This is a genomic window from Xanthomonas sp. LMG 12459, from assembly GCF_009192905.1.
GTDB classification, from domain to species: domain Bacteria; phylum Pseudomonadota; class Gammaproteobacteria; order Xanthomonadales; family Xanthomonadaceae; genus Xanthomonas_A; species Xanthomonas_A sontii.
Window position 1 is genome coordinate 65,234 of the sequence record NZ_NSGT01000080.1, and the last position, 8,975, is coordinate 74,208.

An 8,975-nucleotide genomic window follows, 5' to 3' on the forward strand; every position below is an offset into this window, starting at 1 on the left:
CTGGCACAGCGGCCTGCGCGGCCGGCCTTGCCGCAGCGGCAGGGGGTGGGGTCTGTTGTGCCGATGCGTTCCATCCCCCAATGCCTGCCAGCAGCAAGCCGGCCAACCATGGCGCCGATGTTCCGGCCTTGCTCCTGCAACGTGTTGCTTGCGTCATGCTTAACCCTTTCCGCCAATGATGAACTCAACGCGGCTGCTTCCGCTGCCCGTGTTCGCCGAATCGCCTGATCCCAGCGACCGCAACAATTGACTCTCGCTCATACCCGTTGCCGCGCCTGGCGATGTGTCTTTGATCTCGCGCAGCAGCACGCGCACGGCCCCAACCTTGGACGCAACGGCCAGCTGCTTGGCCTGGTATTGATCCAGCTCCAGGGTGACGCTGGAGAAACCGGCAGACGTGTTCGCTTCCTCACCTTCCTTCGGAGCCTGTGCCTCGCCGATGCGGCTGCCGGCCGCCAGCACCTTGATCTTCTGCAGCAGCGGGAACACCTGCGCGCCCGTGCCCTGGCCACCGTTGCCCCCTGTGGTGGCGTCCTTGACGAAGAAGATGTCGATCATGTCGCCCGGCGCGATCATGCCCGAAATCGAATTGTTCTCGTCGACACTCATCGTGTAGGCAACCTTGCCTTTGGGAATCAGCCGCGAGAACTGGTCGTATAGCGGAACCAGGGCGCTGGCGCTCAAGGGCGCACCGCCGCGTGCTGGTGCGCGCAGCATCCTGCCTTCGAACTGGGTGTGGTTGTCAGGCGTGACTGCATCGGCCGGCGCGAATTCGGCCGGGATCGTACGCAGGGCCAGATCGCCGCCTTGCAGGATGGCACCCTGCGGCAGATCGTTCACCGGCACCGCGACGTCGACCATCGGCCGGTTGTCCTGAGTGCGTTCGGCGACTGTGGTGCGGATGTAGCTGACCGCGATGAAGGCCGCAAGGCCGGCCATGACCACTGCGATCAGGATGAAAAGAACGTTCTTGCTGAGTTTGGGTTTCTGCATTGAAGATGCGCCGTCGGCAGGTCATCGCGAAGGAAGGGAATCAACCAGCACGTCGGACGCCGAGATGGCGTAGACGAAGGCGGCATAGAGATCTTTCAGGGCTGTCACCACCTCGGTGATCACGTCGGGCTTGGCGATCAGCACGATCACTAGCGCCATGACGACCACGGTATATTCGATCGTGGACTGGCCGCGCTGCAGGCGTCGGCCGAGCAGCGGAGGCGCGTTCATTCGACCACCGCCACGATCACGGTGCCGGTCTTTTCCCGGCTCGAGGTGACGGTGACGCGCTCGTCCCGCCGGGTGAAGCGGGAAACGCAATGCGGACTGCTTGCCGTACACGCCGATGACGAGTCGTCGCGGGCATAGCCCTGCCCGGCGAAGTACCGTGAGTAGTACTGCTGGTTTTGCAGCGGTGTGTACTGGTTGAGCATGCTCAACGTCCTGACATGACGCGGGGTGTCCATGTAGACGATGTCCTCGGCGACCTGGGTGTCGGGCAGTCGGCCGAAGCCCTTGCCGACCCCATCGGCGGGGAGATCTTTTTTTGGCAGTTCCATCACCCCGATCTGCCCCTGTGTGCGCGTGGTGTCTCCACTCAACTCCACCGTGATGTAGTAGCCGTCCCTGGTCATGTGTCCAAGCACGGTCTTGTTGCCCATCGGCGTGGCCACCACGGTGTTGCCCCATTGCTTGCGGTAGAACTGCTCGATCTGTTGCGGTGACTGGGCGACGCGAAAGCGGCTGGCGCGCATCGCAATGCCGTTGTAGAGCATGTGATCGGACACGATCTCGCCCGTGGCCTGATCGGGGACCGGCACTTCCGGCCAGTCCAGCGCATGCGCCGGTTCCGCAACAAAACCGGACAGGAGTGCGTAGAGTCCGCCAGCAAGCATGCGGTGGGAGACCCCTGCGTTCATGGCTTACTCGGCTTCAGCGGGTAGTCGGCCAGCTTGTCGGCAGGAACGACATCCGGTTCGATGGTGCCAATCTCCAGATCGCCGAGAGAACCCACCATCGGCAGAATCGGCTTCAATGGCTTCAGCGTATCGATGAGGGGATCCAGGCCCTGGAAGTAGGAGGCCGGCGCCAACGGTCGGACGGTGGCAATGACGCTGCGCGCACCGCTGCGTGGGCCAGAGGCATTCCAGGCATCGGTCAGCAGGGTCTGATGACGCTTATCGACCAGGTTGAGGTTGTCCAACGGTTCGAGGTAGCGCGCGGGTCGACCATCTGTGGTTTTCAGATCGCGATAGTTCAGCGTCACTTCCGCCGTGACGTAGCCGTTCCTATTTGGCGGGAAGGCGTTGTCGAAATAGTTCTTCGGCAGCACATTGGCTGCGTCGTCGACGTAGCCGGGCGAGCCCTTGTTGGCTGTACGCGTGATCGACAGGTCGCGCTTTTCCAGCAGCTTCTGGTTCGAGAAGGTATTGAGCATCTGGTCGGAGAAGGACCCGCCGCTGACACCGGACGCACGACTGGTGATCGGCGCATCGGCGTCGGCGAAATTGCGGTCCAATGCCTTGCTCTGTAGAGCTGCACGGCTGGGTGGCTGGTAATTTCTGGCCACGCTCGCTTCCCAGGCTGCATTGCGGGCCGCCTGCATCGCCATCTGCTTGCTGTGTCCCAACTTGGCGACGACCGGGATCAGCAGAAACAGCGGCACCAGCACGGCGGCACAGACCGCCAGCTCCACCATCCCCTGTCCGCGCATCCTGCGCGCTGGTGCAAAGAGCGTCGTCTTCATCCTGCGTCTCCTAGTTTTCTTCCTTCCCACCCGCCACGTTGGAAGGAATCAGACCGCTGCCGAGGCTGAATGACTTGACCTGCAGCACGCAACCGTTGCCGCCCCGTAGCGGCTTGGCCTCCAGCGGAATGGCCTGTAGGTAGACGCCCACGGCGTCTATCGTGCAGCCGGCTGCATCGGCGGGCGATTCGGAAAAGCCCCACTTGCTTCCACCAGACCACATGCAGACCTCCTGCTTGCCGTTCTGCCAGCGAGTGCAGGGTTGGCCCTTGACCTGGCCTTCGCCCGTCAGTGTCCAGCCGGCGGCCTGAAAGGTCTGGCGGTCCTGGGCACGTGTGCTGCTGTCAATCGCCATGTACATGCCGTCGGCGTCTTCGACGGTATCTTTGTCCGTGTGTTCCTCAAGCTTGATCAGGCATGCTGTCTGTCCGCTGTCGCCGTCGGCACCCAGTGTCCAGCTGACTTGGTGAGCGAACTGGCGGTGCGCATCGATCATGATCTCGATTTCGCCCGTTCCCAGCTTGGCTTCCTCCTGTGGCGAAAGCGCGCGGGTCGGCATGCCCGAGCCACGGCAGGCATCCAGCTTCGCCTGATAGTTCTTGCGCTGCAGATTCTCCCCTCCCAGAAGCGACTCCCAGGTCAGTATCGCGTGGAGGGCAGGCAGCGACTTGACACCGCTGACAGAAGACGAAGATTCCTCGCCCGTGCTGCCCTCGGTCGCATCGTGCGACTTGCAGCCGCCGATAAACGCCAGAGATGCCACGCAAGAAAGCGCCATGATGCGGAATGGATTGAGCTTGAACATCATGGAGCAGCCACCAGGAGCGCGCGGTCGGAGTCGGGCGTTTCCACCAGGCGAGCCTGCCAGTAGGGGCTGAACATGCTGCCTTTCTCGAACTTGCTGTCGCCCTTACCCCAGACCGAGCGCCTAAAAGCAGCGAGTTCGTGGGGTCGGTTGAAATAGACCTGCGCGCTGGCCATCGCACGCAACTGGTTGCCGCGGGCTTGGTCCTTGAGCTGCATGCGTCCACTCCCGATCTTCAGCGCGGAACTGGTGCGGGCCTTGTCGACATCGGTGCCGACCTCGACGGTGTAAATCGGTCCGGCGTTTGCGCCGTCTGGCTGCTGCGAGTAGGCAGCCTTTACGTCCCGGTACTCCGGGCTCAGGCCGACCTTGTAATTGTTTAGAAACGCCTTGCTGCGGTTGAAGCTTTCCTTGACCGCGGGGTCGCCTTCGATGAGCGTTCCGGCGATGTCGGTGCGAGTGATTCCGTTGTAGGCCTCATAGGTATGGTTGTCGTACGGCGATTTCCACCCTCGCCCATTATTCATGCCGGCGAAGAACCTCGGCATGCGGTTTCCCACCGCCTGGGTTCCTCCCCAGCCAAGCGGGAACTCGAAGAAGAAGAGCTTGAACTGGAATGTATCCACGGCCGACCAGCGATCGTATTCGACCATGTCGGTGCCGCCATTGTTGTTGAACACGCCAAGCGCCGTGCCGTTACGCGCGCGGGTGAAAGTGTCGCGCGACGCCATGACCACGTTGCGGTAGCGCTCGCCGCCAACGTTGGTGCTGTTCAGGCCCTTTCGCTTGCCAGGCGTATAGCTCTGGAGTTGGTCACCTGCGGAAATAACATTCTTCGCCAGCACGCCTTTGCCGACCAAGGTCAGGTCGGCGTCGGGAACATTGTCTTTCACCACTTTGCTGGCCATGGCGAAGACGTTGGCCTCCGAGGCGAAGTCGGCGAGGGCAAAATTGGCTGCTGTCGCATAGGACTGGTCGAGCGTTTGATCGAGAATGACCATTTGTCCGTCGGCAAAAGCCATAAAGCTGCTCCTGACACCCTTAAGCGCAGTGTTGATCTGCTTCATCGCGCGACGGATGCCGTCCAACACCCTGCTGAGTGGAGGAATCCAGAACAGCACGATTTCGGCGGCCTCGACGAACTCTTCGAAGTGGACGGACGTCGAGTGGGCCATGGTCAGCCAGGAGTTCAGGCTCACGATCTGCGCGATCGCCACTTCGTTGGCGACGCGTCCACGATTCAGATAGGCGGCGAAATTGCGTGCGCGCGCCTGCTCGACGGCGATGCTGTAGGCTGCGGCATCGGCTGCATTGGTGAGTTCGACCTTCTTGCTAACCACTTGCCCGGTGTTGAAGGTCACCAGCAGGCCCACGCACAGCACCATCAGGAATACCAGCACCATCGGCATGGCTTGCCCCTGCATCCTGGAACGGACACAGGATGTCGCTGGTGCGACCATCGTGGTCGAGGGATTGGCGGCGATGATCACCATGCGGCTTCCTTCGGGCAATACCCCGCCAAAGGCACGACGCACGCGTCGGACCCTGCGGATTCCATGGAATTGGGTTGCTAGCTACTTTGCAGAAGCCTGCGTACGGCTTCTGGCGAGAGATCGGCAGCAGGCCACCATCTGCCCATGGCCGGGCAGATGGTGGCAAGGGCGTTACTTGTTGCCGTTGTAGGCGGCCATACCCTTGTCCTTGTCGGCCTGGCCCTGGGCCTTGTCTGCGCGCGTACCGGCGCGCTGGATCATCTGGTCCGCGTCCTTGCCGGACAATTCCTGCGCCATACCGGCGACCTGTGCGCGGACCGTACCGCCGAAGAACGTGAACACGCCGATCGCCGCGATCGCGATCAGAGCCACGATGATGATGTACTCGGTCATGCCTTGGCCTTGCTGCTTGCGGCCGAAGCGGATGGGCTTGCGTTGGATCTTCATCTGATTCCTCTCCTTGGCTCGATCGCCCAATCACCGGCAACACACAAGCGTGCCCCGCGGCAACGTGTGGCGACATGGGTTCATTAATTGAAGTCGTTCACGGAGACGAAGCTGGTCTCCGGCCCGCGCTTTACGTCCAGTAAAGAGATGGTGTGTAGCGGACGTGTGCACTGTAGCGTCGGCTTATTGCCGGCACAAGAAAACTCGCGTTAATAAATTGGCGCTTACCTAGGTTCACATCACATTATCGAGTCAAACTTTGGACGCGTGCGATCCCGTACGGAAAATACAATTGTGAATTCGGTGGACTCGCGCCGCGCGCGCCGTCGGATTCGCATGTGATGCGTAGCGGGTATTCCGGTGGATGACACAGGCTGCAATCCGGGGCGCGGCGTGTATCCGCCGCGACGCGGCGATTGGGGGCACGGTGCACTCAGGTCCCGGCATGCCGGATGCGACGCTCCTCAGTGCTTGCTGACGTGGCGCAAGGGCTGGATGCGCTCCGCGTCGATTCGCCTACCGGGCACTGGCACCGATGGCGAGAGGCTGTGCGCCGTCCTCGCCGTGCCGTATTGGCGCAGCCCTTGGGCGACGCAAGATGTTCTCTGTGGCGACGACGCCTGGCGTCGTGCCTTGGGTGGCGTCAGCCGCCTGGAAGGTGGGGCGCTCAGGACGCTGGCGCGTCAGCTCCGCAACCCCACCCCGCGCCGCAGCAGCCACAGCGCCAGCGCCGCCAGCACCGCGACGAAGCCCAGCATCAGGCTGTAGGCCACCCACACCGGTACGTCGCTGCTGCCGAGCAGGCCGTAGCGGAAGGCGTTGACCATGTAGAAGATCGGGTTGGCGTGGGTGGCGGCCTCGGCCCAGCCGGGCAGCAGCTTGACCGAGTAGAACACGCCGCCCAGGTAGGTCAGTGGGGTGAGGATGAAGGTCGGCACGATCGCCACGTCGTCGAACTTCTTCGCGTAGACCGCGTTGATGAAGCCGGCCAGGGAGAAGATGGTCGCGCCCAGCAACACCGTGGTCAGGGTCACCAGCGGGTGCGGGATGCGCACCGGGGTGAAGAACATGGCGATGATCAGCACGATCACGCCGACCATCAGTCCGCGCAGCACCGCGCCGGCGACGTAGCCCCACAGGATCACCCAGTTGGGCATCGGGCTGACCAGCAGTTCTTCGACGTGGCGGCCGAACTTGGCGCCGAAGAAGCTGGAGCTGATGTTGCCGTAGCTGTTCTGGATCACGCTCATCATCACCAGGCCGGGAACGATGAACTGCATGTAGCTGTAGCCGCCCATGTCGCCCACGCGCGAGCCGATGAGCCCGCCGAAGATCAGGAAGTACAGGGTCATGGTGATCGCCGGCGGCACCAGGGTCTGGCCCCAGATGCGCAGGATGCGCTTGACCTCGCGGCGCACGATGGTGCCCAGCGCGACCCAGTTGCGCTGGGCGGGCGTGGCGTCGGAAACGGGAAGGGTGGAATTGGTCTGGGTGGTCATGGTCGTCGCCGTGGGGGCATCAGGGAGTGGCGGACGGCGTGGCCGTGCCGGTCGTGGCCGCAGCGGCATCGCGGTGCTCGCCGGTGAGGCGCACGAACAGTTCCTCCAGGCGATTGCTCTTGGTGCGCATGGAGCGCACGCGGATGCCGGCGTCGCCCAGTGCGGCGAACACGCGGTTGAGGTCCATCGCCCGCGGCATGTCCAGGTCCAGTGTGTGCGCGTCCTGGGCGAGCAGGGTGGTGCCCTCGATCACCGGCAGCTGCGCCGGCAACTCGCCGTCGATGTCCAGCAGGAAGCCTTCCACGTCCAGCTTGGCCAGCAGGGCGCGCATCGGGCCCTGCTCGACGATGCGGCCGCGGTCGATGATCGCCAGGTTGCGGCACAGGCTCTCCGCTTCCTCCAGGTAGTGCGTGGTGAGGATGATGGTGGTGCCGGCGGCGTTGATCTCGCGCAGCACGCGCCACATGTCGCGGCGGATCTCGATGTCCACGCCGGCGGTGGGTTCGTCCAGGATCAGCAGGCGCGGCCGGGTCATCATCGCGCGGGCGATCATCAGCCGCCGCTTCATGCCGCCGGACAGGGTGCGGCTCATCACCTGGGCCTTTTCCCACAGGTGCGCGCGCTTGAGTTCCACTTCGGCCAGGCGCTCGGCCTCGGCGCGCGGCATGCCGTAGAAGCCGGCGTAGTTGACCAGGATGTCGAAGGGCTGCTCGAACAGGTTGAAGTTGATTTCCTGCGGCACCAGGCCGATCAGGCGCATCGCCGCGCTGCGCTGGCTGCTCAGGTCGGTGCCGAACACCTCGACCTGGCCGGCGCTGAGGTTGACCAGCGAACTGATGATGCCGATCAGGGTCGACTTGCCGGCGCCGTTGGGGCCGAGCAGGGCGAAGAAGTCGCCGGGCAGGACGTCCAGCGACACGCCGTGCAGGGCCTGCACGCCGTTGTCGTAGGTCTTGCGCAGGTCGCGCACGCGCAGGGCGGGCGCCGGCGTCTGGGGAGAAAGGGCAGGTGCGGGAGTCAAGGCGGGCCTTCGCGCCGCATCGACGGCGCAGGAGAAGTGCAGCCGTTATTATAGAAGACCTCGTGGGGTCGCCCCCGGCCACAGACTGTTGCATCTCCGTGCCTGCCCAATTCCCGCTGAAACTGGTCGACCGCCACATGCTGGCCCCGGCCGTCGGCCACTACCGCTTCGTCCGCGATGACGGCCAACCCCTGCCGTTCGTGCCCGGCCAGTTCGTGCAGGTGCACTTCCACTATGCCGATGGCACCGCGACCAAGCGCAGCTACTCGCTGGCCACGCGTCACGATCCGGCACAACCGGCCGATGCCACCGTGGAGATCGCGGTCAGCTTCGTCGCCGGCGGCGCGGCCACCGCGCTGTTCGAAGGCCTGGAGATCGGCGGGCAGGTCTGCGCCAGCGGACCGTACGGACGTTTCTGCCTGCAGCCGGGCGACAGCAACCGTCGCTATCTGCTGATCGCCACCGGCACCGGCGTCACGCCGTACCGCTCGATGCTGCCGCTGCTGGAAGCGGCGATGGCCGAGCGCGGCGTGGAGGTGGTGTTGCTGCTGGGCGCGCGCACGCCGGCCGAACTGCTGTACGGCGACGAGTTCCGCGCCTTCGCCGATGCGCATCCCGGTTTCCGCTTCGTGCCGTGCTTCTCGCGCGAGCTGCCGGAGGCGCCGCATGCGGATGTGCGGCATGGCTACGTGCAGCAGTTCCTGGGAGAGTTCGCGCCGCAGGCCGAAGGCGACATCGCCTACCTGTGCGGCAATCCGAACATGGTCGATGCCTGCTTCGATGCGCTGAAGGAGGCTGGCCTGCCGGTGCAGCACATCCGCCGCGAGAAGTACGTCAGCAGCAAGTAACGGCCGCTGTCGGCGCCGGACATCCCGCGTAGGCGCGGCTTCAGCCGCGACCGCTTCACTTGCAGGTCCGTCCAGGGCGAAGCTGCGTGTTTCCGAAGCGTCGAGCGCGCTTCGCGCCCGTA

Annotated in this window: 10 protein-coding genes; 1 reads left to right on the forward strand and 9 read right to left on the reverse strand. The window is 63.9% G+C overall.

Annotation, left to right across the window (positions count from 1 at the left end; all coding sequences use genetic code 11):
* Positions 1 to 159: 159 nt before the first annotated feature.
* The 9 genes from cpaB to CEK65_RS16485 all read right to left on the reverse strand — a co-directional run bounded on the left by cpaB (position 160) and on the right by CEK65_RS16485 (position 8,005).
* Complete coding sequence (gene cpaB, locus CEK65_RS16445; protein ID WP_152182377.1) at positions 160 to 993, reverse strand: Flp pilus assembly protein CpaB; 834 nt, start codon at positions 991 to 993, stop codon at positions 160 to 162.
* Positions 994 to 1,014: 21 nt separating this feature from the next.
* The gene (locus CEK65_RS16450; protein WP_152182378.1) at positions 1,015 to 1,224 is read right to left on the reverse strand and encodes a hypothetical protein; all 210 of its coding nucleotides are present in this window, start codon (positions 1,222 to 1,224) and stop codon (positions 1,015 to 1,017) included.
* Entirely contained in the window at positions 1,221 to 1,913 is a 693-nt protein-coding gene (locus CEK65_RS16455; RefSeq protein ID WP_226980614.1) for a hypothetical protein, read from the reverse strand. The genes CEK65_RS16450 and CEK65_RS16455 overlap by 4 nt, the downstream gene beginning before the upstream one ends.
* Positions 1,910 to 2,740, reverse strand: coding sequence for a TadE family protein (locus CEK65_RS16460; RefSeq protein WP_226975227.1), 831 nt, complete (start codon positions 2,738 to 2,740; stop codon positions 1,910 to 1,912). Before CEK65_RS16460 ends, CEK65_RS16455 begins: the two co-directional genes overlap by 4 nt.
* A 10-nt stretch (positions 2,741 to 2,750) precedes the next feature.
* Positions 2,751 to 3,548, reverse strand: coding sequence for a hypothetical protein (locus CEK65_RS16465; protein WP_226980615.1), 798 nt, complete (start codon positions 3,546 to 3,548; stop codon positions 2,751 to 2,753).
* On the reverse strand, positions 3,545 to 5,038 hold the full coding sequence (locus tag CEK65_RS16470; protein ID WP_226980616.1) for a pilus assembly protein TadG-related protein: 1,494 nt from the start codon (positions 5,036 to 5,038) through the stop codon (positions 3,545 to 3,547). Before CEK65_RS16470 ends, CEK65_RS16465 begins: the two co-directional genes overlap by 4 nt.
* 171 nt (positions 5,039 to 5,209) lie before the next feature.
* Entirely contained in the window at positions 5,210 to 5,485 is a 276-nt protein-coding gene (locus CEK65_RS16475; protein WP_152182379.1) for a pilus assembly protein, read from the reverse strand.
* A 683-nt stretch (positions 5,486 to 6,168) separates the two neighbouring features.
* Positions 6,169 to 6,984: an ABC transporter permease gene (locus tag CEK65_RS16480; protein ID WP_152182380.1), complete on the reverse strand. Its 816-nt coding sequence runs from the start codon at positions 6,982 to 6,984 to the stop codon at positions 6,169 to 6,171.
* 19 nt (positions 6,985 to 7,003) lie between these two features.
* Positions 7,004 to 8,005 carry an ABC transporter ATP-binding protein gene (locus CEK65_RS16485; RefSeq protein ID WP_152182381.1) on the reverse strand — a complete coding sequence of 334 codons (1,002 nt, stop codon included), beginning with the start codon at positions 8,003 to 8,005 and terminating at the stop codon, positions 7,004 to 7,006.
* Positions 8,006 to 8,142: 137 nt separating this feature from the next.
* On the opposite strand from CEK65_RS16485, the gene CEK65_RS16490 reads away from it, so the two are divergent.
* Entirely contained in the window at positions 8,143 to 8,853 is a 711-nt protein-coding gene (locus CEK65_RS16490) for an FAD-binding oxidoreductase (RefSeq protein WP_255424538.1), read from the forward strand.
* Positions 8,854 to 8,975 lie beyond the last annotated feature (122 nt).

Bases quoted from the DNA above. Each gene is read 5' to 3' on its own strand.
- cpaB (WP_152182377.1), bottom strand. From the start codon at position 993: ATGCAGAAACCCAAACTCAGCAAGAACGTTCTTTTCATCCTGATCGCA.
- CEK65_RS16450 (WP_152182378.1), bottom strand. From the start codon at position 1,224: ATGAACGCGCCTCCGCTGCTCGGCCGACGCCTGCAGCGCGGCCAGTCC.
- CEK65_RS16455 (WP_226980614.1), bottom strand. From the start codon at position 1,913: ATGAACGCAGGGGTCTCCCACCGCATGCTTGCTGGCGGACTCTACGCA.
- CEK65_RS16460 (WP_226975227.1), bottom strand. From the start codon at position 2,740: ATGAAGACGACGCTCTTTGCACCAGCGCGCAGGATGCGCGGACAGGGG.
- CEK65_RS16465 (WP_226980615.1), bottom strand. From the start codon at position 3,548: ATGATGTTCAAGCTCAATCCATTCCGCATCATGGCGCTTTCTTGCGTG.
- CEK65_RS16470 (WP_226980616.1), bottom strand. From the start codon at position 5,038: ATGGTGATCATCGCCGCCAATCCCTCGACCACGATGGTCGCACCAGCG.
- CEK65_RS16475 (WP_152182379.1), bottom strand. From the start codon at position 5,485: ATGAAGATCCAACGCAAGCCCATCCGCTTCGGCCGCAAGCAGCAAGGC.
- CEK65_RS16480 (WP_152182380.1), bottom strand. From the start codon at position 6,984: ATGACCACCCAGACCAATTCCACCCTTCCCGTTTCCGACGCCACGCCC.
- CEK65_RS16490 (WP_255424538.1), top strand. From the start codon at position 8,143: ATGCTGGCCCCGGCCGTCGGCCACTACCGCTTCGTCCGCGATGACGGC.